Origin of the sequence: Dermatophilus congolensis (assembly GCF_900447215.1) — a bacterium.
GTDB lineage: Bacteria > Actinomycetota > Actinomycetes > Actinomycetales > Dermatophilaceae > Dermatophilus > Dermatophilus congolensis_A.
This window is the reverse complement of sequence record NZ_UFYA01000001.1, coordinates 873959-899862: the sequence shown is the minus strand read 5'-3', so window position 1 is coordinate 899862 and position 25904 is coordinate 873959. Positions and strand designations below refer to the sequence as shown.

Annotated in this window: 21 protein-coding genes; 9 read left to right on the top strand and 12 right to left on the bottom strand. The window is 60.9% G+C overall.

What is annotated here, in order from left to right:
• Positions 1-59: 59 nt before the first annotated feature.
• Genes DXZ77_RS03850 through arfB form a run of 3 tightly spaced genes read left to right on the top strand, consistent with a single transcriptional unit; the run spans position 60 to position 6040 of the window.
• Entirely contained in the window at positions 60-4742 is a 4683-nt protein-coding gene (locus DXZ77_RS03850; protein WP_115030092.1) for an ATP-dependent helicase, read from the top strand.
• Positions 4729-5604 (top strand): DNA-formamidopyrimidine glycosylase family protein, encoded by an 876-nt coding sequence (locus DXZ77_RS03845; protein ID WP_115030090.1) that lies wholly within the window; start codon positions 4729-4731, stop codon positions 5602-5604. The genes DXZ77_RS03850 and DXZ77_RS03845 overlap by 14 nt, the downstream gene beginning before the upstream one ends.
• Position 5605: 1 nt before the next feature.
• On the top strand, positions 5606-6040 hold the full coding sequence (gene arfB, locus DXZ77_RS03840; protein ID WP_220181589.1) for an alternative ribosome rescue aminoacyl-tRNA hydrolase ArfB: 435 nt from the start codon (positions 5606-5608) through the stop codon (positions 6038-6040).
• A gap of 16 nt (positions 6041-6056) precedes the next feature.
• Here the strand turns inward: arfB and DXZ77_RS03835 are convergent, their stop codons facing one another.
• The 8 genes from DXZ77_RS03835 to dapA all read right to left on the bottom strand — a co-directional run bounded on the left by DXZ77_RS03835 (position 6057) and on the right by dapA (position 15676).
• Entirely contained in the window at positions 6057-6362 is a 306-nt protein-coding gene (locus tag DXZ77_RS03835) for a helix-turn-helix domain-containing protein (RefSeq protein WP_028327681.1), read from the bottom strand.
• Between the two features lie 213 nt (positions 6363-6575).
• Positions 6576-7064 carry a CinA family protein gene (locus tag DXZ77_RS03830; protein WP_258553111.1) on the bottom strand — a complete coding sequence of 163 codons (489 nt, stop codon included), beginning with the start codon at positions 7062-7064 and terminating at the stop codon, positions 6576-6578.
• Positions 7061-7651: a CDP-diacylglycerol--glycerol-3-phosphate 3-phosphatidyltransferase gene (gene pgsA, locus DXZ77_RS03825; protein WP_115030088.1), complete on the bottom strand. Its 591-nt coding sequence runs from the start codon at positions 7649-7651 to the stop codon at positions 7061-7063. The genes DXZ77_RS03830 and pgsA overlap by 4 nt, the downstream gene beginning before the upstream one ends.
• Entirely contained in the window at positions 7648-9174 is a 1527-nt protein-coding gene (rimO, locus tag DXZ77_RS03820; protein WP_115032508.1) for a 30S ribosomal protein S12 methylthiotransferase RimO, read from the bottom strand. Before rimO ends, pgsA begins: the two co-directional genes overlap by 4 nt.
• Positions 9175-9210: 36 nt before the next feature.
• A complete protein-coding gene (locus DXZ77_RS03815; protein ID WP_147279189.1) occupies positions 9211-10047 on the bottom strand; it encodes a serine hydrolase in 837 nt (278 codons plus the stop codon).
• A 140-nt stretch (positions 10048-10187) separates the two neighbouring features.
• Positions 10188-12899 (bottom strand): FtsK/SpoIIIE family DNA translocase, encoded by a 2712-nt coding sequence (locus DXZ77_RS03810; RefSeq protein ID WP_115030083.1) that lies wholly within the window; start codon positions 12897-12899, stop codon positions 10188-10190.
• A 204-nt stretch (positions 12900-13103) separates the two neighbouring features.
• Positions 13104-14786: a ribonuclease J gene (locus DXZ77_RS03805; RefSeq protein WP_115030081.1), complete on the bottom strand. Its 1683-nt coding sequence runs from the start codon at positions 14784-14786 to the stop codon at positions 13104-13106.
• Positions 14783-15676, bottom strand: coding sequence for a 4-hydroxy-tetrahydrodipicolinate synthase (gene dapA, locus DXZ77_RS03800; RefSeq protein ID WP_115030079.1), 894 nt, complete (start codon positions 15674-15676; stop codon positions 14783-14785). The genes DXZ77_RS03805 and dapA overlap by 4 nt, the downstream gene beginning before the upstream one ends.
• Before the next feature lie 389 nt (positions 15677-16065).
• Here dapA and DXZ77_RS03795 point away from each other — a divergent pair, with 389 nt between their 5' ends.
• Both DXZ77_RS03795 and DXZ77_RS03790 read left to right on the top strand, forming a co-directional pair.
• Entirely contained in the window at positions 16066-16878 is an 813-nt protein-coding gene (locus DXZ77_RS03795; protein ID WP_115030077.1) for a thymidylate synthase, read from the top strand.
• Positions 16879-16931: 53 nt separating this feature from the next.
• Positions 16932-17450 (top strand): dihydrofolate reductase, encoded by a 519-nt coding sequence (locus DXZ77_RS03790; RefSeq protein ID WP_258553110.1) that lies wholly within the window; start codon positions 16932-16934, stop codon positions 17448-17450.
• Positions 17451-17515: 65 nt separating this feature from the next.
• Here the strand turns inward: DXZ77_RS03790 and dapB are convergent, their stop codons facing one another.
• On the bottom strand, positions 17516-18265 hold the full coding sequence (gene dapB, locus DXZ77_RS03785; RefSeq protein ID WP_258553109.1) for a 4-hydroxy-tetrahydrodipicolinate reductase: 750 nt from the start codon (positions 18263-18265) through the stop codon (positions 17516-17518).
• Positions 18266-18528: 263 nt separating this feature from the next.
• Here dapB and DXZ77_RS12185 point away from each other — a divergent pair, with 263 nt between their 5' ends.
• From DXZ77_RS12185 to DXZ77_RS03770, 3 genes are all read left to right on the top strand, one after another.
• Complete coding sequence (locus DXZ77_RS12185) at positions 18529-19110, top strand: ATP-binding cassette domain-containing protein (RefSeq protein ID WP_115030075.1); 582 nt, start codon at positions 18529-18531, stop codon at positions 19108-19110.
• Positions 19076-20209: an ATP-binding cassette domain-containing protein gene (locus tag DXZ77_RS03775; RefSeq protein ID WP_220181587.1), complete on the top strand. Its 1134-nt coding sequence runs from the start codon at positions 19076-19078 to the stop codon at positions 20207-20209. Before DXZ77_RS12185 ends, DXZ77_RS03775 begins: the two co-directional genes overlap by 35 nt.
• A 62-nt stretch (positions 20210-20271) precedes the next feature.
• A complete protein-coding gene (locus tag DXZ77_RS03770; RefSeq protein WP_147279188.1) occupies positions 20272-21159 on the top strand; it encodes a hypothetical protein in 888 nt (295 codons plus the stop codon).
• Between the two features lie 21 nt (positions 21160-21180).
• On the opposite strand, the gene DXZ77_RS03765 is transcribed toward DXZ77_RS03770, so the two are convergent.
• Both DXZ77_RS03765 and DXZ77_RS03760 read right to left on the bottom strand, forming a co-directional pair.
• Positions 21181-22587 carry a DUF2252 domain-containing protein gene (locus DXZ77_RS03765; protein WP_115030069.1) on the bottom strand — a complete coding sequence of 469 codons (1407 nt, stop codon included), beginning with the start codon at positions 22585-22587 and terminating at the stop codon, positions 21181-21183.
• A 160-nt stretch (positions 22588-22747) separates the two neighbouring features.
• Positions 22748-24130, bottom strand: a complete 1383-nt coding sequence (locus DXZ77_RS03760; protein ID WP_258553108.1) for an amino acid permease — start codon at positions 24128-24130, stop codon at positions 22748-22750.
• 213 nt (positions 24131-24343) lie between these two features.
• On the opposite strand from DXZ77_RS03760, the gene DXZ77_RS03755 reads away from it, so the two are divergent.
• Positions 24344-25024, top strand: coding sequence for an ABC transporter ATP-binding protein (locus DXZ77_RS03755; protein ID WP_115030065.1), 681 nt, complete (start codon positions 24344-24346; stop codon positions 25022-25024).
• Positions 25025-25079: 55 nt separating this feature from the next.
• Here DXZ77_RS03755 and DXZ77_RS03750 read toward each other — a convergent pair whose 3' ends face one another.
• Complete coding sequence (locus tag DXZ77_RS03750) at positions 25080-25871, bottom strand: hypothetical protein (RefSeq protein ID WP_147279187.1); 792 nt, start codon at positions 25869-25871, stop codon at positions 25080-25082.
• Positions 25872-25904 lie beyond the last annotated feature (33 nt).

Genomic DNA, 25904 nt, shown 5'->3' with positions numbered 1-25904 from the left:
GCCGCAACACCATCCCAATGGCAGGATGACGCACACCCCAAGCCACGAAACGAGGTGACATGAACACCCCCAGCGACGACACCAACCCCCTAGCCGCCTTCCACCCAGCCACCCGCACCTGGTTCACCGAAACCTTCCCCACCCCCACCCCCGCACAACACCACGCCTGGAACGCCATCAACACCGGCAACGACACCCTCGTCGTCGCACCCACCGGATCAGGAAAAACCCTCGCCGCCTTCCTCACCGCCATCGACCGCCTCGCCCACGCCACCCCCACCCCCGAAACACCCCCCGGCGTACGCGTCCTCTACATCTCCCCACTCAAAGCCCTCGCCGCCGACGTCGACCGCAACCTCGCCCGCCCCCTACGCGGCATCGCCGCCGTCGCACGCCGCACCAACACACCCCAAAACACCGTCACCGTCGGCATCCGCACCGGTGACACCAGCGCCAAAGACCGCCGAGCCATGGCAACCACGCCCCCCGACATCCTCATCACCACCCCCGAGTCCCTCTACCTCCTCCTCACCTCCGCAGCACGCACCATCCTGCGCAACGTCGACATGGTCATCATCGACGAAATCCACTCCCTCACCCCCACCAAACGCGGAGCACACCTAGCCCTCAGCCTCGAACGCCTCGACGCATACGCCGGACACCGCGCCCAACGCATCGGCCTATCCGCCACCGCCCGCCCCCTCGACGAAGTCGGCAAATACCTCACCGGAGGCCTGCCCTACACCCTCGTCCAACCCCCCGCACACAAAAAATGGGACCTCGACATCGTCGTCCCCATCGAAGACATGTCCCTACCAGGACAACCCACCGGAAACCCCACCGGAGCCGCATCCGGCAACGAAGAACGCCACTCCATCTGGCCCCACATCGAAAACAGACTCCTCGACCTCATCACCACCCACCGCAGCACCCTCATCTTCGTCAACTCCCGCCGCGTCGCCGAACGCCTCACCGCCCGCATCAACGAAGAATGGGACGCCCGCAACACCCCCAACGAAACCACCGCCGATACCCCCGCAAACGAAACCTCCACCACATCCCCACCCGAACCACCCATCCTCGCCCGAGCCCACCACGGATCCGTCAGCAGCGAACAACGAACCCACATCGAAGAATCCCTCAAAAGCGGCCAACTCCCCGCAGTCATCGCCACTAGCAGCCTCGAACTAGGCATCGACATGGGTGAAATCGACCTCGTCGCCCACATCGACGCGCCCCCCAGCGTCGCCTCCGGGCTCCAACGCGTCGGCCGCGCCGGCCACCACGTCGGAGCCCGATCCCACGGCATCTTCCTACCTACCCACCGCTCCGACCTCATCCGCACCACCGTCGTCTGCGAACGCATGCGCGCCGGACTCATCGAAACACTCCACATCCCCACCAACCCACTAGACGTCCTCGCCCAACACATCGTCGCCATGTGCGCCATGGACGACTGGACCCTCCCCGAACTCACCAACCTCATCAAACGCACCGCCTCCTACGCCACCATCCCCACCACCCTCCTCACCTCCGTCCTCGACATGCTCGCCGGGCGCTATCCCGACGAAAACTTCGCCGGACTACGCCCCCGCATCATCTGGGACCGCAGCACCGACACCCTCACCGGCCGCCCCGGCTCCCAACGCATCGCCGTCACCAGCGGCGGAACAATCCCCGACCGCGGCCAATTCGGCGTCTTCCTCATCGGCGAAGGCCCCGGCCGCCGCGTCGGCGAACTCGAAGAAGAAATGGTCTACGAATCCCGCGTCGGCGACGTCTTCACCCTCGGCACCTCATCCTGGCGAATCGAAGAAATCACCCACGACCAAGTACTCGTCACCCCAGCCCCCGGCATCCCCGGACGCCTCCCCTTCTGGCGCGGCGACACCGAAGGACGCGAAGCCGAACTCGGCGCCGCCATCGGCGCCTTCATGCACGAAATCGCCACACTCCCCCACGACACCGCCATCAACCGCGCCACCACCGCAGGCCTAGACACCTGGGCCGCCACCAACCTCGTCACCTACATCCACGAACAAAAAACCGCCACCGGCGCCGTACCCAGCCAAAACACCATCATCCTCGAAATCTTCCCCGACGAACTCGGCGACACCCAGATCGTCATCCACTCCCCCTGGGGCTCCCGCGTCAACGCACCCTGGTCCCTAGCCATCGCCGCCCGCCTACGCCAACAATTCGGCATCGACCCCCACCCCATGCACGCCGACGACGGCATCATCCTGCGCCTACCCGAAACCACACCCACCAACGACAACACCCCCACCACCAGCCAACTCCTCACCGAAATCGCCGAACTCATCACCATCGACCCCGACGAAATCACCGACATCATCACCAACGAAGTCGGTGGATCAGCCCTCTTCGCATCCCGATTCCGCGAATGCGCATCCCGCGCCCTCCTCCTACCCCGACGCAACCCCGCCGCACGCCAAGCCCTCTGGCAACAACGACGCCGATCCGCCCAACTGCTCGAAGTCGCCAGCCGCTACCAAGAATTCCCCATCGTCCTCGAAACACTGCGCGAATGCATGCAAGACATCTTCGACGTCCCCGCCCTCAAAACCCTCATGACCAACCTCACCAACCGGCGAACACGCATCCACGCCATCAACACCCCTACCCCCTCACCCATGGCACGCACCCTCCTATTCGGATACATCGCCCAATTCCTCTACGAAGGCGACTCCCCCCTCGCCGAACGCCGCGCAGCAGCCCTATCTGTCGACCCCGAACTCCTCGCCGACATCCTGGGCACCCACACCACCAGCATGCGCGAACTGCTCGACCCCACCATCGTCGAACACACCGAAGCCCAACTCCAAGCACTCGACCCCGAACGCAGCCCACGCAACATCGAAGAAACATTCGACCTCATCCGCCGCATCGGCCCCCTCACCACCACCGAAATCACCACCCGCACCTACCCCCACACAAACGCCACAACCACCACCACCTGGATCCACGAACTACACAACCGCCGCCGCATCATGCCCATCACCATGGCCGGCGAACAACGCTGGGCCCCCGTCGAAGACGCCGGAAGACTCCTCGACGCCCTCGGCATCACCCCACCATCATGGGTCCCCTCCGCCCACCTCACCCCACCCCAAAACCCCCTCACCGACCTCATCATCCGCTACGCCCGCTGCCACGCACCCTTCACCACCACCGACCTAGCCACCCGACTAGGACTAGGCGAACACATCATCCGCACCCACCTCCACCACCTCGAAAACACCGGCAACATCATCACCGGCGAACTACGCCCCGGAAACACCGGACAAGACCACTGCGACCCCGAAATCCTGCGCCTCCTACGCCGCCGCAGCCTCGCAGCACTACGCGCCCAAGTCGAACCCGTCACCCCCACCACCTACGCCCAATACCTCACCACCTGGCACGGCATCACCACCGAAACCGGCACACCCCAACCCCAAGAACACGGAACCGAAGGACTCCTCCACGTCATCGAACAACTCGCCGGATACCGCATACCAGCCAGCGCCCTCGAAACCCTCATCCTGCCCACCCGCATCACCAACTACACCCCAACGCTCCTCGACGACCTCCTCACCCGCGGCGAAATCACCTGGCAAGGAAACGGCTCCACCGCAGGCGACGACGGATGGATCTCCCTACACCTCACCGACGACGCACCAAACACCCTCCACACCCCCACCACAACCCCACCACCAGAAAGCATCCACGCCACCATCCTGACCATCCTCGCCACCGGAGGCGGATTCTTCTTCCCCACCCTGGCCAACACCGTCCGCGAGCACATCACCACCACCAACCCCACCACCCCACCACCAAACAACAACACCATCAGCGACGCCCTCTGGGACCTCGTCTGGGACGGACACATCGTCAACGACACCTTCACCCCCATGCGCGCCCTACTCAACAGCACCCGCACCACCCACAAACAACGCCCCCGCCCACCACGCCCCACACGACTGACCCGACGCAACCTACGCACCCCCACCCGCACCACCACCCCCGACCCAACACCACCACGACTCCAAGGACGCTGGTCCCTCCTACCACCAACCGAAACAGACCCCACCACCCGCACCTTCATCACCGCCGACATACTCCTCGAACGCCACGGCATCCTCACCCGCGCAGCCGCCACCAGCGAAAACACCGACGGCGGCTTCACCCCCATCTACCGCATCCTCACCCACGCCGAAGAAACAGGAAACATCCGCCGCGGCTACTTCATCGAAGGACTTGGCGCCTCCCAATTCGCCACCAACGCCGCCCTCGACCAACTCCGCACCCACAACGAACACAACAGAATCGACACAACCCCACCACAACCCCCCGCACTCATCCTCGCAGCCACCGACCCCGCCAACCCCTACGGCGCAGCCCTCCCCTGGCCCACCACCAACAACAACAAAAACACCACCCACCGACCCGGCCGCAAAGCAGGCGCCCTCGTCATCCTCCACGCCGGAAACCTCTGCGCCTACATCGAACGAGGCGGACGCACCCTCCTCACCTTCGGCGACACCACCACCCACGCCCCCACCACCGCCACCGCACTAAGCACCATCATCGACACCGGACACCTCCCCCACCTCACCATCACCACCATCGACGGCACCCCCGCCCTCCAAGCACAAAACCACCCACTCCACACCCACCTACTCAACAACGGATTCCACCTCACCCCCAACGGACTAAGAAAACGCCATGCCAGAAGGTGACACCGTCGCACGCACCTGCCAACGCCTCCACCACGTCTTCGCAGGCCACACCACCCAAGAAGCCGAACTCAGATGGGGAAACCGCGAAGGAAACGGACTCATCGGACACACCACCATTGAAGTCATCCCCCACGGTAAACACATCCTCCACCGCTTCTCCAACGGCTGGACTCTCCACTCACACCTACGCATGGAAGGCAGCTGGCGCATCATCCACCCCAACGAACCCCAACGCCACTCACACCGCGTCCGCGCCCTACTGAGCACCAACGAATGGACCGCCCTCGGCCTATCCCTCGGCATGCTCAACCTCATCCCCACCCGCGACGAACACACCCTCACCGGACACCTCGGCCCCGACATCCTCGGCCCCGACTGGAACACCGACCTAGCAACCACCAACCTCCTGACCAACCCCACCACCATCGGCGCAGCCCTACTCGACCAACGCAACCTCGCCGGCATCGGAACCCTCTGGGCCAGCGAAACCCTCTTCACCCAACACATCAACCCCTGGACACCAACCACCACCCTCACCCCACAACAAATCACCAAAATCCTTACCAAAGCCCACCAACTCATGACCGCCGCCCTCAACCACGCCGTCCAATCAAGCACCGGATCACACCGCCCCGGACACAACACCTACGTACACGCACGCTCAGGACACCCCTGCCGCCGATGCGGCACCACCATCCGCGTACACCCCATCGGCCCACCCACCCGCGAACGCGTCATGTTCTACTGTCCAACATGCCAAAACGGCCTAGCACCAGGCGACAAAGGCACCCCCATCAAACCCCTGGGCTACACCCAACACCCACGCCCCCACAGCCCCCGAAAAAACAGGTACGGAAGATGACATGCCCCACATCGATCAACCCCTCCCCATCACCCGAACCCTGACCATCCCACCCAAAGAACTCCACGAACGCTTCAACCGCGCAACCGGCCCCGGTGGACAGCACGTCAACACCAGCGACACCCGCGTCGAACTATCCTTCAACCTCGCCAACAGCCCCTCCATCCCCGAACACCTCAAACAACGACTCCACGATCGCCTCGCCCACCGACTCAGCAACGGAACACTCACCATCACCGCAGCCGACGAACGCAGCCAACTCGCAAACCGAAAAATCGCCCGGCAACGACTCGCGCAACTCCTACGCGAAGCCGCTGCGCCCCCTACGCCCCAACGCAAGAAAACTCGCCCCACACGCAACTCCGTTCAACGCCGCCTCACCAGCAAAAAACACCGCGCGGCAATCAAACGAAACAGATCACGCCCCTTCGACTAACCCCCAAAACCCACGCTCACGCAGCAGGACGCGGCACAGCCAAACGGCCCCGCTCACCAGACCCCATCGTCAGAACAACCCCAGCGGCTTCCCCCAACGCAACCTGATCAGCGACATCACGCAACATCTGACTCACCGGCAAATCCAAAGCCCCACAAATCGAAGCCAACAACTCCGAACTCGCCTCCTTCTCCCCCCTCTCAATCTCCGACAAATACCCCAACGAGACCGCAGAACGCGCCGACACATCACGCAAAGTACGTCCCAACGACTTACGTCGAGAACGAAGTACCGTACCGATCTCCTTGCGCAGCAGCACCATGTTGTCCTCTCCTCGCAATTCCCCTGGCGATCGACCGCCGTGGACAGTCCCCTCCCCAAATAAGGGGGACCTCTCTCCGGCTTGTTATATGCAACGGACGAGCCCCCCAATTCATGCCCTCAACGCGAGGAATAATGCGGTACTCACCGAAAAAGCTGATCCAAGACGCACACAGACCCAAAACAGACCCGTGCCCCCGGTCCAAGAACAACCTCAAAGCCGTTGTCGCAGCAGTCTAAATGCTGCCTCCACCGTGGCGAACCGAATCGCACCACGATCCCCCGTTAACGAGAGTCGCTCCACCACCGTCTGGCACCCCACTTCACCCTGCGGCCCATGCACGGCAACAAACACCGTACCCACCTGCGCATCCTCAGAAGGATCCGGCCCAGCAGCCCCCGTGGTCCCCACCCCCCACTGCGCACCAAACAACCTCACCGCCCCCACAGCCAACTCACCAGCAACCTCAGCGTTCACCGCCCCCGAAGCCAAAGCACTCTGAGGAACCCCCACCACACGAGCCTTCACCTCACTGCTATACGCACACACCCCACCACGCACCACAGCAGAAGACCCCGGCACCGCAGTCAACCCAGCAACAACAAGACCACCCGTCAACGACTCGGCCGTCGCTACCGTCTGCCCCGCATCCAACAAGGCAGCAACAACATCAGCAGCAGGAACCAACACCTCACCACTCACGCCGACACCTGCCGCGACGACGAACGCACCAACCTCACAGCCTGGAAAACATACTCAACACCCGTCACCACAGTCACCACCAAGGCACCGGCCACCGCAACAACACCAATCCACCACAACACACCCGTCACCGGAGCAACCAGCAACGCCAACGCCACCGTCTGCAACACCGTCTTAATCTTGCCGCCACGAGAAGCAGGCATCACGCCATAACGAATCACCACCAACCGCAACACCGTGATCCCCCACTCACGCAGCAGAATGAGAATCGTCACCCACCACCACAGGTCACCAATCACACTCAACCCGATAAACGCCATTCCGGTAAGCGCTTTATCCGCAATCGGATCAGCTATCTTCCCGAAATTTGTCACCAAATTACGCGACCGAGCGATATACCCATCCAGCGAATCTGTCGCCATAGCCAGCAAAAACACCAGCAACGCCCACCACCGCATGGACACCTCATGCCCACCCCCAGCCAGCAACATCCACCCGAAGACCGGGACCATGAAAATCCGCAACACCGTCAACGCATTAGGCACATTCCACGAACTCGGCTGCGTCTGCGGCGCACTACTGATCATGAGATCACCGCAACCAAATCAGCACCCTCAGAACTAACCACCCGCGCCGAAATGAGCTGACCAACCTCAGGAAGCTGCACCGCACCGTCACTGCTTTGCACAAGACGCGTCAACCCATCAACCTCCGGACCTTGATGCTCAGCCCGACCGAACACAATCCGGTCCCCCTCGAAGAACGACCCCTCACCCAGATCCTCATCCCACGGCTGAGCCTGCGCATTGGACTCAACAAGGACGCTCACCTGCGAACCAATCCGCTCAGCTGCACGCTCAGCACCCGCCGACTCAGTAATCGTCGAAAGAATATCCAGGCGTTCGTCAATGACTTCCTGCTCAACCTTGTCCTCATACCCCTGGGCCTCAGTGCCATCCTCATCGGAGTACCCAAAAACGCCACACACATCCAAACGCGCAGCCGTGACGAAATCAACGAGCATCTGGAAGTCCTCCTCCGTCTCGCCAGGGAACCCAACAATCACGTTAGAGCGGATCCCTGCCTCCGGCGCCAAAGACCGAATCTTCTCGATCAAGCTCAAGAACGACTCCGGATCACCAAACCGACGCATACGACGCAGAATCTTCGCAGACACATGCTGGAACGAAAGATCGAAATACGGCACGACCTTCTCCGTCTCGACAATCGCCCGCACCAAATCATCACGCAACTCTGCCGGCTGCAAATACGAAACCCGGATACGTTCCAGCCCCTCCACCTCAGCAAGATCAGGCAACAACGTGTCCAGCAGACGGATATCGCCCAAATCCTTGCCATACGAGGTCGAGTTCTCAGAAACCAGGAAAGCTTCCTTCACCCCATTACTGCCCAGCCAACGAGCCTCAGCAAGAACATCACTAGGACGGCGAGAGACAAAAGCACCACGAAACGAGGGGATAGCACAGAAAGCGCAACGACGGTCACACCCCGAAGCGATCTTCAAAGGAGCCCACGGCGCCCCATCCAAACGTGCCCGCACGAACGTTTCACCAGCAGTGGCATCCGGCCCCAAATCCCCGTGCCCTGGAAGCACGATTCCCGGCGCCGTTTCTTGACGAGCAATCGGAGAAATCGGCAACAGAGAACGACGATCCCGCGGGACGTGCGACTGCACCTGCTCCCCGGCCAAGATGCGACTCAAGTGGTCGGACATGTCCTTGTAGGAGTCAAACCCGAAAACACCATCAGCTTCAGGCATCTGCTCAGCCAGCTCACGCCCATAGCGCTCCGCCAGACACCCCACGGCAACCACTGCGCGAGTCTCGCCACTTTCTTTCAGGTCAGCCAGATCAAGAATCGTGTCGATCGAATCTTTCTTAGCCTCTGCGACAAAACCACACGTATTCACAACATTCACGTCAGCGCCAGAAGGGTCATCAACAAGAGTCCACCCCGCAGCAGCCAAGCGACCTGCGAGCTCCTCAGAATCCACGTCATTGCGTGAACAACCGAGACTGGTGAGGTGAATCGTGCCGTGAGTGGCATCGTTACGTGCGGGCGCACTTGCGGCAGCGGTGGGCGAAGTCATGACAACCACTTTAGGGCTGATGCGGGCTGTGCCAACTCACGCACACTTGCCCGCATCTGTTGCACCAAGCGAATCACGTAGCCAACTAGCTGCTTGCGACAAAATTTTGGCACCTGCCTCGTGGTTACCGCCATGCGGTTGAACAAGAAGCGCAACTCCTACACCGCCGCCACCCGGCAAGATCAAAACTCCCACCTGCCGCATCAGGTAACCACTCGTACTGGGACCCCAACCGCCTTTGAATGCAACATCATCGACGTTCAGACCACGTTTGTTGGTTCCACGTGCGACTGCCCCAATCCCCCACGACTGACTGTGGTCAATGAAGCGCATGTCCCGCATGATCTGGGCACCGTACGGAACACAAGGCAGCGTCGCAGCGAACTTAGCCGCATCACCAACTCGCCAAGCAGTCAAACCGAACGGCACCCGCACCCCCGCCGAATTACGCGCAGCCCGGGTGCGTTTATCACCTGTGTCGCCTAGAACTTCGTTGACCAGCTCTGCCTTCATCCCGAAGTTTTCCAGCCCCTCCCACAAGCGCCGGGCGGCGTCATTATCAGAGATGCGCACCGACATCTCAATGTCGTTAGCCACAGCTTTAGGCAGATCACCGCCGCGCTGCTGAATAGCTGCCAAAGCCAGTGGGACCTTGATCGTCGACCACGCGTCTATCGTGTCCGTAGTGCCCAACTGCTGAACTTGCTCCGGATGCCCAACCGGCGCCCACGCAATAGTGAGCTGCTGATCCCGCCCGGGCAGTTTCTTGAACCCCTGAACAAGTTTACTGGCGTCGGTGATTTGTACAGGTTTCACCGGAGGCGGAGGTGGAGCCGGGGTGCTGATCACTGCTGGCGGTCGCGAAGGCAGCATCGGTGCCACAGTGGGTGCTGCGGTACTGGTTTGTGAGTCTTCCTCCTTTGGTGATGATGCAGAGCTGCCACATGCGGCCATGGCGGCACAGAGCACTGCGCACACGAACGCAGTGCTCAACCGCCGCCGCCGAGTGACAACTACCTGCCGCGCCCCTGTTGTGTCAGTTGCCACGCGTCTTCATCCTCCAGGTCCCCCTCGTGCACGACTTCTTCGCCATGCACTTCAACGTCGGCATATCGGTCTTGTCCCCCTGCCGTGCCTTGTTGACCCTCCGCTGGTGGCGGAGGGGTTTGTCCTTGCATCTGCGCCAGAACGGTAGGCAGATCTTCTGGGCGGATCAACACGTCTCGCGCTTTACTTCCTTCAGAAGGGCCGACAACGCCGCGAGATTCCATGAGGTCCATGAGTCGTCCGGCTTTAGCGAAACCAACGCGTAGTTTGCGCTGCAACATCGAAGTCGAACCGAACTGAGTGGTAACGACCTGTTTGGTCGCTTCGAGGAGCAGATCCAAGTCATCGCCGATGTCGGCGTCGATCTGTTTCTTTTCGGTGGCGGGAACAACGTCTTCCCGGTAGCTCGGTTTGAGCTGGTCAGTGACAAATTTGACGACCGCAGCGACCTCTGACTCCGGTACCCAGGCGCCTTGCACACGCATCGGTTTACTCGCCCCCATAGGCAGGAAGAGGGCATCACCTTGACCGATGAGCTTTTCAGCGCCTGGCTGGTCCAGCACGACCCTGGAGTCGGCTAGGGAGCTTGTCGCGAATGCCATCCGGCTGGGCACGTTGGCTTTGATCAGGCCGGTGACTACGTCGACGCTGGGACGCTGCGTAGCGAGAACGAGGTGGATACCGGCGGCGCGAGCCAGCTGGGTGATACGAACAATGGACTCTTCCACATCGCGTGGAGCGACCATCATCAGATCGGCGAGCTCGTCGACCACAACGAGTAGGTATGGGTAGGGCTCGACGACACGTTGTGATCCAGGCGGGAGTTTGATGTCTCCGGCGCGGACGGCTTTGTTGAAGTCGTCGATGTGTTTGTACCCGAATGCGGCGAGGTCATCGTAGCGGGCATCCATCTCTTTGACCACCCATTGCAGCGCTTCAGCGGCTTTTTTGGGGTTGGTGATGATGGGGGTGATGAGGTGTGGGATGCCTTCGTAGGCGGTGAGCTCGACTCGTTTGGGGTCTACGAGAATCAGGCGTACTTCGTCGGGGGTTGAGCGTACGAGGATCGAGGTGATCATCGAGTTGACGAAGCTGGATTTACCCGATCCAGTGGCACCTGCCACGAGGAGGTGTGGCATTTTCGCCAGGTTGGCGATGACGAATCCGCCTTCGACGTCTTTACCGACGCCCATCACCATGGGGTGGGGGTTGCGGGTGGCGACTTGGCTGCGCAGCACGTCACCGAGGCTGACTTTTTCGCGGTCTGTGTTGGGGATTTCGATCCCGATGGCTGATTTGCCGGGGATAGGCGAGAGGATGCGTACGTCTGCGCTGGCTACCGCGTAGGCGATGTTTTTGCTCAGTGCGGTGACGCGTTCGACCTTGGTGCCAGCGCCAAGTTCAACTTCGTAGCGGGTAACTGTGGGGCCTCGGGAGAACCCTGTGACTTGGGCGTTGATGTTGAACTGTTCTAGTACGCCGGTGAGAGCTTGAACGACGTGGTCGTTAACTTCGGAGCGGGTTTTGTGGGGGGCTCCTTGTTCGAGCAGGTCTGAGGGGGGAAGGGTGTAGGTGACGTCGCCGGCGAGGGCGAGTTGTTCGGTGCGTTGTGGGATGGCTTGGGTGGGTGGGGGGACCAGTTCGGTTTGGGTGGTGGCTGGCACGGGGCCAGGTTTGGGTGAGGTGTTTGTGGATGCGCCGGGGGTGTTGACGCGGTCGAGTGCTTGGGTGGCTGCGCGGTCGGCTGCGGTGGTTGTGTCGCGTTGGGCGTTCGCGGCTTCTTCGGCAGCGATCTTGGGGAGGTCTGCGAGTCTGCGGCTGCGGCCTTTGTGAACTTCTGCTGCTTGTTCGAATGCTTCGTCTCCGTCGCGGTGGTCGAGTTCGAGGTTGCGGCGGGATTTGCGGCGTGAGGTTGTGGGGATGGGGATGGTGTCGACATATTCGTCGAGGCCGAAGAGGCGGTCGTGAAGTTCGGCGAGTCGATCGGGGATTTCCACGAAGGGGGTTGCGGTGATCACTAGGACACCGAAGAACGCGACGATAGCGAGTACGACATAGGCGCCCCAGTCGGTGAGCATGGCGTCTAATGGTGCGCCAACGAGGTAGCCGATCATTCCGCCAGCTGAACGGAACGCTTCGGTGCCGCCGGAGATGCGGGGGTTGCCTCGAGCGATGTGGATGATACCGGCGAGGCTGACGGTGAGGGTGATGACGCCGATGGCGATGCGTGAGGTGGCGGCATCTTCGACGGGGTTACGCATGATGCGTAGCCCGAACCAGACGAATGCTAGGGGCAGGAACAGTGCTCCCCAGCCGATGGTTCCCGCGGCGACGATGTGGATGAATTCGCCGAGTGGGCCGGGTAGTCCCCACCATTCGCGGGCGGCAATGATCACGGCGATGATGATGATGAATAGGCCCAGGCCGTCGCGTCGGTGCTCTTCGGGTAGTCCTGTTGCGGTGCGGCTGACGCGGCGTGCCATGCCGCCGGTCAGGCCAGTGATTCCACGCCACGCAGAGCCGGCGCCGCGGCCGGGAGTGCCACTACCCGCGCGGGGGGTTTTGGCCGCGGGGGTACGGCGTGTGGCGGCACCGTTTTTGGTCCGGGGAGTTTTACGGGGGACAGGTTTTCCTTTGGCGGCGGTGCGCCGCTTGTTTGGGGTGTTACGAGTTGCCACCCAAGCAGACTAGGCGATTGATCCGAGGTGGTCTGGTCGGCCAGTTGCGACGTGCCGCATAGCGATACGTCGCGGTGGTGGGGCTGTGCTGGTGGCGGCGGGGGTGAGGTGTGGGCGGTGTGGGGCGGTTGCGTGGCGTGTTGGGGCCCGCTCGTCGTGTGGACGGGCGGGCCCCAACAGGTGCTGTGGTGTGGTCGGTGCTGGTTAGGCGATGACTACTACCGGCACGATCATTGGGCGGCGGCGTAGTTTTCCGCCCACGAATCCGCCGATGGTGCGGCGCACCACCTGCTGGAGTTGGTGGGCATCGTTGGTGCCGCGGTCCCAGGCGCTTTCAACCGCTTCAGAAATTTCGGGGACGATTTTGTTGAAGACGTCGTTGTCTTCGGCGAATCCTCGGGTGATGACTTCGGGGCCGGTGCTGACTTTCCCGGTGGCCGAGTCGATGACGACGATCGCGGAGATGAAACCTTCGTCGCGCAGGATTTGGCGGTCTTTGAGGAGTGCTTCGTCGGTGGCGCCGACGGAGGAGCCGTCGACGTACACGTAGTTGCAGTCAACTTTCCCGGTAACGCTAGCTTTGCCGTCTATGAGGTCGACGATGATTCCATCGCCGGCGAGGACGACGCGTTCTTCGGGGACACCGGTCGCGGCGGCGAGGCGCCCATTGGCCAGGAGGTGCCGCCATTCGCCATGGACGGGCATGGCGTTTTTGGGGCGCAGGATGTTGTAGAGGTAGAGAAGTTCTCCGGCGCTGGCGTGGCCGGAGGTGTGCACTTTGGCGTTGCCTTTGTGAACTACTTCGGCGCCGAGTTTGATGAGTCCGTTAACTACCCGGAATACGGCGTTCTCGTTGCCGGGGATGAGGGAGCTAGCGAGAACGACTGTGTCGCCTTCGCCGATTTTGATGCGGTGTTCGTCGTTGGCCATGCGGGACAGCGCTGCCATCGGTTCTCCCTGCGAACCGGTGCACATGAGGAGTTGTTGGTGTTCGGGGTAGTCCTCGATTTTTTTCATGTCGACGATCACACCGTCGGGCACGTTGAGGTAGCCCAGTTCGGCGGCGATGCCCATGTTTCGGACCATGGACCGTCCGATGAGGGCGACCTTGCGGTTGTGTTCGGCGGCGGCGTCGAGGACTTGTTGCACGCGGTGGACGTGGCTGGCAAAGGAGGCGACGATGATGCGGCGTTGGGCTTTGCTGAACACGTTTTCCAGTGCGGGGTAAATGTCTTTTTCAGGCATCGTGAATCCGGGCACTTCTGCGTTGGTGGAGTCGACGAGGGCGATGTCGATGCCTTCTTCGCCGATGCGGGCCATGGCGCGCAGGTCGGTGATGCGCCCGTCGAGGGGTAGTTGGTCCATCTTGAAGTCGCCGGTGTGCAGGAGTGTGCCTGCGTCGGTGCGTATTGCAACGGCTAGGGCGTCAGGGATGGAGTGGTTGACGGCGATGAATTCGCATTCGAAGGGTCCGAGGTCTTCGATGTCTCCTTCGGTGACGTCCATCGTGTAGGGCGTGATCCGGTGTTCTTTGAGTTTGGCTTCGATGAGGGCCAGCGTCAGGTTGGATCCGATGAGGGGGATGTCTTCTTTGAGGCGGAGCAGGTATGGGACTGCGCCGATGTGGTCCTCGTGCCCGTGGGTGAGGATGATGGCTTCGACGTCGTCGAGGCGGTCTTCGATGTAGGAGAAGTCCGGCAGGATGAGGTCGACGCCGGGGTGGGCGTCTTCGGGGAAAAGTACTCCGCAGTCGATGATGAGGAGACGTCCTGCGTGTTCGAGGACGGTCATGTTGCGCCCGATGTCGCCGAGCCCGCCGAGGGGGACGATGCGTAGTCCTCCCTCGGGCAGTGCTGGTGGCTCTGTCAGGTCAATAGGAAATTTCACGAGAGGTGGGCCTCCTTTAGGCCTTGGCGCACGATGTCGCGTTGGGTATCGGTCAGTTGTGCAAGTGGTAGGCGCACGTGGTCGGTGGCGATGACGCCGGCTTCGGCCAGTGCGGCTTTGACGGTGATGGCTCCTTGGCTGGTGCCCATGATTGCGTCGACGGCGGGGATGAGTTTGCGGTGGATGTCGATGGCTTGGGAGAGGTTGCCGTTGTCGAGGGCGTCGATCATGTTGGCGTATTCGATTGACGCGAAGTGGCTGGTGACTCCCACAATACCGTGAGCACCTTGGGCGAAGTGTGCCAGGTTAGCGCCATCGTCGCCGGAGTACCAGGCCAGGTCGGTGGCGCGTTGTACGTGGCTTGCGGCCCATAGGTCGCCTTTGGCGTCTTTGACAGCGACGATGTTGGGGTGGGCAGCCAGGGCGATGTGGGTTTCGGTGGTGATGGGGACGCCGGCACGACCAGGGATGTCGTACACCATGATGGGTAGGTCGGTGGCTTCGGCGACGGCACGGAAATGGGCGAGGATGCCTGCCTGGGGTGGCTTGTTGTAGTAGGGCGTGACAACAAGTGCGCCGTCGACACCGATCTCGGCGGCTTGTCGGGCGAGGCTGATGGTGTGGGCGGTGTCGTTGGTGCCTACGCCGGCGACGATTTTGATGCGGTCTCCGACGGCGTCTTTGACTGTTTGCAGGATGAGTCGTTTTTCATCGTCGCTGGTGGTTGCGGATTCTCCGGTGGTGCCGTTGACGACGAGCCCGTCGTGGCGGCGGTCAGCCAGATATATAGCCAGGGACCGGAGTGATTCGAGGTCGAGGGCTCCGTCGGCGGTGAACGGAGTGACGATCGCGGTCAGAACACGACCAAAGGGTGCAATGGCAGACGACATAGGGGCAGGTTATCGGTTTCGAGGGGGGCGCGCCGGCTCGACCCATGGGGTTGGTGTTCACGCGGTGGCGTGGTTCTTCAGGGCGGCGGCCAGATCGAGGAGTCTTGGGGGCAGGTGGGGTGCGGCTGTCTTTGGCTGGATACATGGAAGAACGTTGCTTTACCCGCTCGGGGGTCCGGGTAAAGCAACGTTCTCGGGGTTCATCGCAGCGGCAGTGACAGCGTTACAGCTTTGTGTACACATTTTTTGTGCAAGACGGGAACTTCATGCATGGCCCCTGAGCCTGGCAGCTTCGAATCGTTAGTGAATTCGCTTACGGTGTGGACACATCAACCCCGTGAAACCACCTGTTACCTGTGGGGGCGCTGCGGGCCTGCGAGACTAGCCGGATGCAGCAGTACAGGGAGCTCATGGAACGGATTCTCGCTGAGGGGAATGAGCGGGGTGACCGCACCGGAACCGGAACATTGTCGGTTTTCGGTCACCAGATGCGGTTCGATCTTCGTGCTGGGTTTCCGGCATTAACTACCAAGAAGCTGCATTTGCGTTCCATCTTCGGTGAACTGATCTGGTTCCTGCGCGGCGATACGAATATCACCTGGCTGCATGAGAATGGCATCACGATCTGGGATGAATGGGCCGATGAGAACGGTGATTTGGGGCCTGTGTACGGGCATCAGTGGCGTAGTTGGCCTTCTCTGGATGGGGGCCCGATCGACCAGATCGCTAACGTGATCACTTCGATTCAACAGAACCCGTGGTCCCGTCGGCACATTGTTTCGGCGTGGAATGTCGCTGAGGTTGAGGATATGGCGCTACCTCCGTGTCACACCATGTTCCAGTTTTATGTCTCTGCTGGCGAGGACGGTGAGCCGAAATACTTGTCTTGCCAGTTGTATCAGCGCAGCGCCGACGTGTTTTTGGGTGTGCCGTTCAACATTGCCTCGTACGCGCTGTTGACACACATGGTTGCGCAGGTCACTGGTTTGAAGGCGGCCGAGTTCGTGCACACTCTTGGGGATGCGCACCTGTACCGCAACCACATGCAACAAACCCGTGAACAGCTTTCCCGCACGCCGCGGCCTCTACCGACCCTGCGTCTGAACCCACAGGTTCGCCAGATCGATGCTTTTCAGATCAGCGATATCGAACTTATTGGTTATGACCCCCACCCCGGTATCAAAGCCCCTATCGCTGTCTAGCCCTAGCCGCTCCAGCCTCCTGCCCCCGCTGTTCTTTGTTGAGGAGTGACTACGTGACCTCATTTGTGCCCGCACCTGACCCGATCGCCCCGGATTCGCGTATCTGTGTGGTGGTCGCGGCCGCCGAAAACTGGGTGATCGGCGCACACGGTGCTATGCCGTGGCATCTGCCTGAGGACTTGGCCCATTTCAAACGCATCACTACCGGAAGCGCGATGGTCATGGGTCGGCGCACTTTCGAAAGCATCGGGCGGGCGTTGCCGGGCCGGCGTTCCATTGTGGTCACACGGGACAGTTCTTGGTCAGCCCCTGGCGCTGAAGCTGCCTGTTCACTGGTTGAGGCGGTAAAGCTTGCTGGTTCAGATCGGGTGACGGTGGTCGGCGGTGGGCAGGTGTATGCGCAAGCGTTAGGGCCAGACTCCCCTGTCGTTGTGGACACTGTGCACCTGACGCAGGTGCATGCTCGCCCGCAGGGCGACACGTGGTTTCCACCCATCGATGAAGCCCAGTGGCGTCAGATCGCCTGTGCTGAGGGCCAAGGGTGCACGTTCATTTCCTACAGGCGGATGTGAAGCGTCCTGTCGGCGCCGACATGTTGCGCGTTGTCGGCGCCGACAGGACGCTTTCTTAAGCAGGGTTACAGACCGAGGTAGTTCTCCAGGCCGACGGTGAGGCCAGGAGTTTTCACCGCGCCGCGTACACCTTCAAGAACCCCGGGCATGAAGCTAATGCGGTCATAGGAGTCGTGGCGGATCGTTAGGCCTTCACCTTCGCCTCCGAAAAGCACCTCCTGGTGGGCGACGAGGCCACGTTGACGCACGGCGTGCACCCGCACACCGTCAACAAGGGCACCGCGAGCGCCGTCGGGGTCTTGTGTAGTGGCGTCGGGGGTGGGGCCGAGTCCAGCGTCAGTGCGGGCTGCGCCGATGAGGGAGGCGGTGCGGGCTGCGGTGCCGGAGGGGGCGTCAACTTTGTTGGGGTGGTGGAGTTCGATGATCTCTACGGATTCGTAGAAGCGGGCGGCTTGTTGGGCGAATGACATCATGAGTACGGCGCCGATGGCGAAGTTGGGTGCGATGAGGACGCCGAGGTTGGGGTGGTCGGCGAGTTGGGTGCGGACAGCGTCGAGGCGTTCTTCGCTCCAGCCGGTGGTGCCGACAACGACGTGGACGTCTGCGTCGATGGCGGCGCGGACGATGCTGGGGGATGCGTCGGGGATGGTGAAGTCGACGAGGACGTCGGCGTTGTGGAGGGTGTCGAGGCTGTCGCCTGCGTCGTAGCGGGCGATGAGTTCCATGTCGGTTGCAGCGGTGACTGCGTCGCAGACGGTCGATCCCATGCGTCCGGAGGCGCCAGCGACGGCGACTTTGATGGGGTTGGTGCTCACGTGGTGGTGTCCTTCTTTGTTGGGTTGGGTGGTGGCGTTGGTTGGGGCACTGAGGGGTGCTTGGTGGCGCCGTGTTTGGGCACCACCCTAGCTTTGAGGTTTGGTGTGCGATGAGGCTGATGCTTGAGGTGTGGGGGTCGGTGACTATTTTCTTGTCATTTTTGTTGATGCCCAGACAAGGGCCGTGCTGTGTTGTTAGTTTGGGGGCATGAAGCAGTGAAACCCGTTGTCCTATCCATCTTTTGTGACTTCGAGGTTTCTGCATGCCATCTGTTACTCCCTCTGCGTTTTTGTCCCGCGGCGCACATCTGCGTCTTGATGGGGTCAGTAAGTCTTACCCCGATCGTCGTGTTCTGACTGACATCACTTTGACGGTTAGTCAGGGTGAACGTTTAGCGCTGATCGGTGAGAACGGCACCGGTAAGTCGACGCTGCTGCGTATCGCTGCAGGGGTTGAGCCTGCTGATTGTGGCTCCGTGCAGGCCCCGGGCCGTGTAGGGCTGTTGTGGCAGCAGCCTGCCTACGCTTTGAGTGACACTGTGGCTCAGGTGGTTGAGCAGGCGTGTGTTGTTCCTTTGGCTATTTTGCGCGAGTTCGAAGAGGCCACGGTTGCTCTTGAACACGACCCGCACGGCGCTAGTGAACGGTATGACCGGGCGTTAGAGGCAGCCACTGGTCATGATGTGTGGAATCTGGATCATCGCGCCCAGGTTGTTCTTGATGGGGTGGGGCTTGCGGGGGTGAGTTGGCGGCGCCGCGCCGGTGAGCTTTCTGGGGGGTCAGCGTGCCCGGCTTTCGTTGGCGTGGCTGTTGCTGAGCCGCCCGGACATTTTGCTGTTGGATGAGCCGACGAATCATTTGGATGAAAGCGGTATTGGGTTTCTTGTCTCGTCGTTGGTTGATTGGCCTGGGCCGGTGCTTTTCGCTAGCCATGACCGGGCTTTTATGGATGCCGTCGCTACCGGGATTGTTGATGTGGATCCTGCCCCGCAGCCGAGTGCTTTGGTCAGTTCGATCGCTGCGGATGGGCCGACTAGCGGGATTGGTGTGAGGCGTTATGGCGGTACGTTCACTGATTATCTTCAGGCCAGGCAGGATGAGCGCCAGCGGTGGCAGAAACAGTACGAGACTGAACAGGCTCAGTTGAAAGAGCTGGAACGTAGTGTTCGTGACAATCGCACGGTTGGGCATGCTGGGGCTGGTCCGCGTACTGAGGCGCGGTCGGCGAAGAAGTTTTATGCCGACCGTAATGCGAGTGTGGTTTCTCGCCGGGTTAATGATTTTTCTCGCCGGTTTGAGCAGTTGCAGCGCTCTCAGGTGCGTAAACCTCCGGTAGATCTTGAGTTTCAGGGGTTGAGTGTGGGGGCTCATGATGGGCACCCTGTTCCCTCGGTGTTGGTGGCGTTGTCTGAGGCTGCGGTTAGTGACCGGGTGGGGCCGGTGTCTGTCAGTGTGGGGCGTAGTGATCGTTTGTTGGTTACTGGCCCTAATGGTGCTGGTAAGTCGACGTTGTTGGGTTTGCTTTCTGGCAAGCTGCAGCCAGATAGCGGAACTGTGACGATTGCGTGGTCGGTGACGATTGGGGTTTTGGCGCAGGAGGTCGATCTTGACCCGGGGTGTGCTGTGGAGTTGCTTTACGTCTCCATGGTGGGTGTTGAGCGGGCTGAGGCTACGCCGTTGAGTGCTTTCGGGCTTGTGGAGCCGCGGGACTTTTCACGACCGGTGGGGTCGTTGAGTGTGGGGCAGCGTCGTCGTTTGGCTTTAGCGGTGGTGTTAGCTTCTCGGCCTGATCTGCTTGTCCTGGATGAGCCGACTAATCCTTTGTCGTTGGCGTTGGCCAGCGCTATTGAGAGGCATCTTCCTGACTATCCGGGCGCGGTGGTGATCGCTAGTCACGACCGTTGGCTTACTCGTTCGTGGAGTGGGCGGCGTTTGGAGTTGTAAATGATGCGTATCTGTACATGTTTGTCCTTTTCTGCCTGCCTTTGAGAAGGCATGCTGGGTGTATGACCTCAGACGTCCTCGCATCGTTGGACGCGGCCGTGGCTGCCAAGGCTGAGAGCGATCTGCTCCGTCGTCGGCGTAGCGCGTTAGCTGAGCGCATCACCGAAGCGGAAGGGAATGTTGTCGCGGCGCGGCTGCAGCTGCAGGATGAGGAACGTGCTGTGAAGCGGTTAGAGCGTGTTTCGTTTGCGCATGTGATTTCTTCGTTGCGGGGTACGCATGCTTCGGATCTGAGTAAGGAAAAGGCTGAGGCTGAGCGTGCCCGATACCGCATCAACGCTGCTCGGGAAGAGTTGGGGCGGTTGTTGCGTGAGGAGCAGTCCGTGAAGAGTCAGTTGGAAGCTCTTGGTGACTCTGAAGCTGCATATGAGAAAGCACTTGCCGCGGTGGTGGAGGCTGGGCGTAATGATTCGGCTGTGGCTGCGCGGGCAGAGAGCGCGACCCGTGAACTTGTGCGGTTGCGGGAGTGCCGCGGAATTGATGAGGCATTGGAGTCCGGGGAGGTTGCGCAGGAGGCGTTGGCGCGGGCTCGGGATTCTTTGAGTGCGGCGCAGGACTGGTCTACATGGGACACCTTCGCTGGTGGCGGGATGGTTTCTTCGCTGGTTAAACACGATGCCCTCGATAAAACTGTGGCACATCTGCGGGTTGCGGCTTCGGCGTGTGAGCGTTTCTCTCGGGATCTGGATGATGCGGGGCTTCCTGAGGTGGATGGGGCCGTGGTTTCCCAGTTTGATCGGGCGGTGGATATCTGGTTCGACAACATCTTTACTGATTTGTCTGTGCATCAGTCCGTTAACGAAGCAACAGATGACATCCGCCGCGCGGAGAAAGCTGTGAGCACGGCGATGGATGCGTTGTTCGCTCGCCGCGCGGCTTTGAACGCCTGACGCGGCCAGCGAGCACACACCCTAGGCGGGGTTTTCTTCCGTGAGGGGGAACTGGCCATCGTTGACCGCTTCAGTGAACACGCGGAAGTCACCCTCGATGACGTCTGCGTAGGCGGCAGCCCACGCGGCTATTGCGTGCGTGAATCCGCCGCCCGAGCCACCCAAATATCCTGAGGCGGCTGCTGCGTCTGGGCTTTGCGCGTGGGCGCGGGCTAGCAGCTGGGCACACAGTGCGCTGTACATGCGCACTTCGTGCGGTGTTGCTTTTCCTAGATCGACGCTGCCTTTGTGGTCACGGAATTGCCGCCAGTAATGGTTACGGCCATCTGGGTCAACGGTACGGCCAAGGAACGGGTCGGATGTGGCTTGCAGTACCCGCTGCCCTTCGGTGACTCGGCGGCAGTAGCGGTCTCGCTGGTCGGTGTCTGCACCGCAGGTGATCACGCCTGGCATGTCTGCTTGGGTGATGCCTGCCTGGGTTTCGAGCACTGATGGCAGTGCTTCTTTTGATTGGAGGATCAGCGGCTCGCCGTTGGGGCCTTGCAGGAGCACGATCGAGCAGTGCGTGCCCACGCTGGAGACACCGACTACGCGGCGGGCGGCGTCATTGACGCGGTATTGGGAAAGCAGTAGTGCCCGGTCGGTGAGCAGGGTGTAGCGGTAGTCCTCGAAACGGCGGGCAGCGTTGGCTAGTCCTTTCTCGCTGCGCGGGATGAGCAGGGGCGGGTCTGCTTTAAGGACGAGGCGGCCCGATTCTTCGTGCCGCATGCCGATGCGGTCTAGGGCTTGCTCGGAGGTGCGTTGGCGGGCTTTCTCGACGGTTTTGTTAAGTACGCGTGTACCGCCGGAGCTGAACCATCCGGCATCAACGGAGGCGAAGTAGCGATCGGTGGCGCGAGCTTCGACCAGGGTGCGCAGGTAGGTTGCGTAGGTGGTGACAAGGGCCACAATGTCGTCGTTGATGATTTCGGTAGGGACGCCTTTGGAGCGCTGCACCAGCGCCAGGGATGTGGCTAGACGTTTAATGTCCCATTCCCACGGACCTACGCCTGCTTCGTCGAAATCATTGAGGTCGAAAACAATTCGGCGCTCCGGGGAAGCGTAGAGGCCGAAGTTTCCCAGGTGAGCGTCGGCGTCGATGACGATGTGCACGCCAGTGCGTGGACCTGCGGCAAGGTCCCCGGTCATGACATCAACTGTGCCGCGGAAATATGCGTAAACAGATTGGGTCATCCGCGCCACACGCACGCCAATAAGGTCAGCGATGCGAGTGGAGTGGGTTTTTTCGATAACGGCAATGGGGTCCCGGTGCGGCGGGAGAGCGAGTTCGCCGTGCTCCCCGCGTCGAAGAACAGTACGGATGTCACGCCCAGCCTCGAGGGCTGTTTCGGTGTCAGATCCGGGAGTGAGGAAACGCTGCACCTGCATGGGGAAAGATTACGTGCTCCCAGCGCCATCGCCGTGCCTGCCGCACCCGAGTACCCCTGAGCTAGGTAATAGCGGTGTGGCGGCACCCAACTGGGCACCGCCACATCGTTTACCTCTCCCCCGGGGCTTTTACTGCCCCACCCCTAGAGGAGACAGCGATTCACGCGTTTTCTCGGGCACGGTTGCGGGTGAACACCACCCCAACCCCAACCAGCACGGCCATCGCCGCAGCAGTGCCGAGGAACTGCACCCGCACATCTGGTGCCGACATCCCCAACACCACAACCCCAGCCAATGCAACCAACGCCGCATACGACAGCCACGGGAAACACCACATCGGCAACCGTGGCCGTTTGCCTTCTTTTTCCAGTTGGCGGCGCAGCACGATGTGGCTGCAGATCGTCACGGCCCACGTGACGATGATGGTGGCACCAACGATGTTGAGAAGAATCAACAAGATCTTCTCTGCCCACACGTAGTTCAAGAACACGGCCACGAACCCGAACGCCACCGACACAAACACAGCAGCCACCGGAACGCCACGGTTGTTAATCCGTGTCAACCGCTTCGGGGCATACCCGCGCTCAGCCAACGAATGGATCATGCGTGAAGCGCCATAAAGGTTGGCGTTCAACGCACTCAACAGTGCAATGACAACAATCAAACCCATGATCAAAGCCGCCGCGGGAAGCCCAGCGTGATCAAGAACAGCTACGAACGGTGTGCCCGCCAAATCAGGGCTATTCCACGGCAGCACCAACACCATGATCGCCACAGACCCCATGTAGAACGCGAGGATCCGCCACAAAATCGTGTGCATAGCGCGAGCAATGTTGGCAGAAGGGTCATCCGAGTCCGCAGCAGCAACCGCGACGATCTCGATACCACCGAACGCGAAAATCACCACCAACAAACCAGCAGTGATACCGCCCAAGCCTTGCGGAGCGAACCCGCCATGCGCGGTCAAATTAGTCAGCCCGGGCGAAGGAACCGGCAGCAACCCCACCAGCAATGCCACCCCGATCAACAAGAAGGCGATCACAGCGCCCACCTTCACCAGAGCAAACCAGAACTCGAACTCACCGAAATTCTTCGCCCCGGTCAGGTTGATCAGCGTGAACAACACCATGAAAATCAACGCCAACGCCCACTGCGGAACCCCACCCCAGATACCGACAAGGATCTGCGCTGCCGCTGTCGCTTCCGCAGCGATCACAACAACCAACTGCAGCCACCACAGCCACCCCATCGCGAAACCCACCGCTGGCCCTAAAGCCCGCTCGGCATACACAGAAAACGCCCCACTGGATGGGTTCTCCGCCACCATCTCGCCAAGCATCCGCATGATGAGCATGACGACAATCCCAGCCGCGAGATAAGAAACAAGAACCGCTGGGCCTGCCGCAGTGATCCCGGCGCCCGACCCAACAAAAAGGCCTGCGCCGATAGCTGACCCCAAACTCATCATCACGAGGTGGCGGCTATTCATCGTCCCAGCCGAAGCAGACGGTGAAGCCGCAGTGGAGGGGTGTTCGCTAGACATGTGCGAAATCCTTTGCTGCAAGAGAATGCGTTAAAGGGCAGCGTAGACGCCTCGCAGCACGGTGGACACGCAAACCAAACGGGACACGGTGTGGGTTCCTGCTGCACAAACACGCACAGACACCCCCTAATGTGACCAACCATTAACAGGCGCCTCCACCACGAGACGACGTGGGAAGTTGCTGCTCAACAACACTGCTGTCAATCTGAGCAAATGAGAGCGAACACCACAGCTGCCGGCGAGCTTCGCTCGATCCGCAAAACTTACGGCTCTGTCATCGCAGTCGATGATCTGTCTCTGCATGTGACACCAGGGGAAATCCTGACGCTCGTAGGCCCCAACGGTGCCGGCAAAACAACCACTATGGAAATCCTGGCCGGACTACGCAGCCCAGACTGCGGCCAAGCACTCGTCCACGGCAACATCCCCGCTACTTCTTTCAAAGCTCGGCTCCACGTAGGAATACAGCAACAAAAATCACGCCTACCTACAGGGCTGAAAGTACGAGAGGTTATCCGCTCAGCTGAAGCTCTCTACCGCGACCCAGGATCGGTAGCCACGATCGTCGACCGGTTGGGGCTAAGCCCCTACCGAAACTGCCCAGTGGAGGAACTTGCGGGGCAATGGCGGCGACGCCTTGCCGTAGCGCTGGCGTGTATCGGCCGCCCTAGCCTGCTTATTTTTGATGAGCCCACCAGTGGCTTAGCTTCCGAGGATTGCAGTGACATGTGGCAGTTTTTCTGTGAGCTGCGTGATTGTGGCGCCGCGATCGTCACGTCCGCAGCGGACTTCTCTGAAGCTGAAGCGTTCGCCGACCGAGGTGTTGTGCTCTCGCATGGTCGGGTAGTTGCAGAGGGGTCAGCTCCCGACATCTTCGCCGCTCTTTGTGCCTGAGGTGTTGATTGCGCGCATTGCGCAGCGCTGGTGATCTGCAGAGGCTATGGGGGCGCTATTGCGCAGCGAGAGCTTCAGTGAATTGCGCGGTCCGGTCTTCGTGCGTTCGTTTGGAGCACCATGAACACAGCTGTCCGTCGGGGACGGTGTCCCAGTGGCAGCACGTGTTCCGGTCGAAGAACACCCGACTGTTAAGGCTGTCGTTGATTACCCGGAAGGTCCCGGAGCGTTGGAGTGCGGGGTGGGTGAACACCGATTCGGCTAGGTCGAGCACTTTTTCAGCGGGAAGGGTTGTTGAGGCGAACCGGAATCCGGCAGCGAGTGAGGCGGCAGCGTTTCCGCGGGCGTTTGCTATCGAGAACCGGGCGACATCGCGGAACGTGTAGGCGATGGGCATGAGGTGCTGTTCGAAAACAACATCGACTAGCGTTGTGCTGTCTGTTTCTGCGCCTTGTAGGTGGCCAATCCAGATTGCTACGGGTGAGCCGTTGTCGAATGTTGTTGCGCAGCGTTCTGCGGATACGTCTAGGACGCAGCCGGTTAGTGCCCATGCCCACGAAGTGATTGCGCACCAGCGGTGGCAGTAACGCTGGAAAACAAGAGAGGCGGCATGACGGTTGGGGGGAATACCGCGTGAAGCTGCGTGTTCTTCGATAACGGTTCGTGCCACATCCGGATCGGTCATGCTGGTTGCTGAGCGGGCCTCTGTTTCTGGCGAGGGTGTGCAGGCGACGTTCACGGATTCTCCCCAGGTCCAGGCGGGGTTAGTGTGCCCAGCTTTTTGCAGGAGATGGGTGAGGGTGGTCTCGGCTGTGTTGGGTGCGGTTTTCACGGGAGTGTGCGGCACTCTTTGTCCTCTTCGTTGTCCGTTGTATCGCGC

Coding starts and splice junctions, on each gene's coding strand:
- dapA (WP_115030079.1), bottom strand. CDS start 15,676: ATGTCGTCTGCCATTGCACCCTTTGGTCGTGTTCTGACCGCGATCGTC.
- DXZ77_RS03770 (WP_147279188.1), top strand. CDS start 20,272: ATGACCTCAGACGTCCTCGCATCGTTGGACGCGGCCGTGGCTGCCAAG.
- DXZ77_RS03835 (WP_028327681.1), bottom strand. CDS start 6,362: ATGGTGCTGCTGCGCAAGGAGATCGGTACGGTACTTCGTTCTCGACGT.
- DXZ77_RS03850 (WP_115030092.1), top strand. CDS start 60: ATGAACACCCCCAGCGACGACACCAACCCCCTAGCCGCCTTCCACCCA.
- DXZ77_RS03795 (WP_115030077.1), top strand. CDS start 16,066: ATGCAGCAGTACAGGGAGCTCATGGAACGGATTCTCGCTGAGGGGAAT.
- DXZ77_RS12185 (WP_115030075.1), top strand. CDS start 18,529: ATGCCATCTGTTACTCCCTCTGCGTTTTTGTCCCGCGGCGCACATCTG.
- arfB (WP_220181589.1), top strand. CDS start 5,606: ATGCCCCACATCGATCAACCCCTCCCCATCACCCGAACCCTGACCATC.
- rimO (WP_115032508.1), bottom strand. CDS start 9,174: ATGACTTCGCCCACCGCTGCCGCAAGTGCGCCCGCACGTAACGATGCC.
- DXZ77_RS03755 (WP_115030065.1), top strand. CDS start 24,344: ATGAGAGCGAACACCACAGCTGCCGGCGAGCTTCGCTCGATCCGCAAA.
- DXZ77_RS03760 (WP_258553108.1), bottom strand. CDS start 24,130: ATGTCTAGCGAACACCCCTCCACTGCGGCTTCACCGTCTGCTTCGGCT.
- pgsA (WP_115030088.1), bottom strand. CDS start 7,651: ATGATCAGTAGTGCGCCGCAGACGCAGCCGAGTTCGTGGAATGTGCCT.
- DXZ77_RS03845 (WP_115030090.1), top strand. CDS start 4,729: ATGCCAGAAGGTGACACCGTCGCACGCACCTGCCAACGCCTCCACCAC.
- DXZ77_RS03815 (WP_147279189.1), bottom strand. CDS start 10,047: ATGCTGCCTTCGCGACCGCCAGCAGTGATCAGCACCCCGGCTCCACCT.
- DXZ77_RS03765 (WP_115030069.1), bottom strand. CDS start 22,587: ATGCAGGTGCAGCGTTTCCTCACTCCCGGATCTGACACCGAAACAGCC.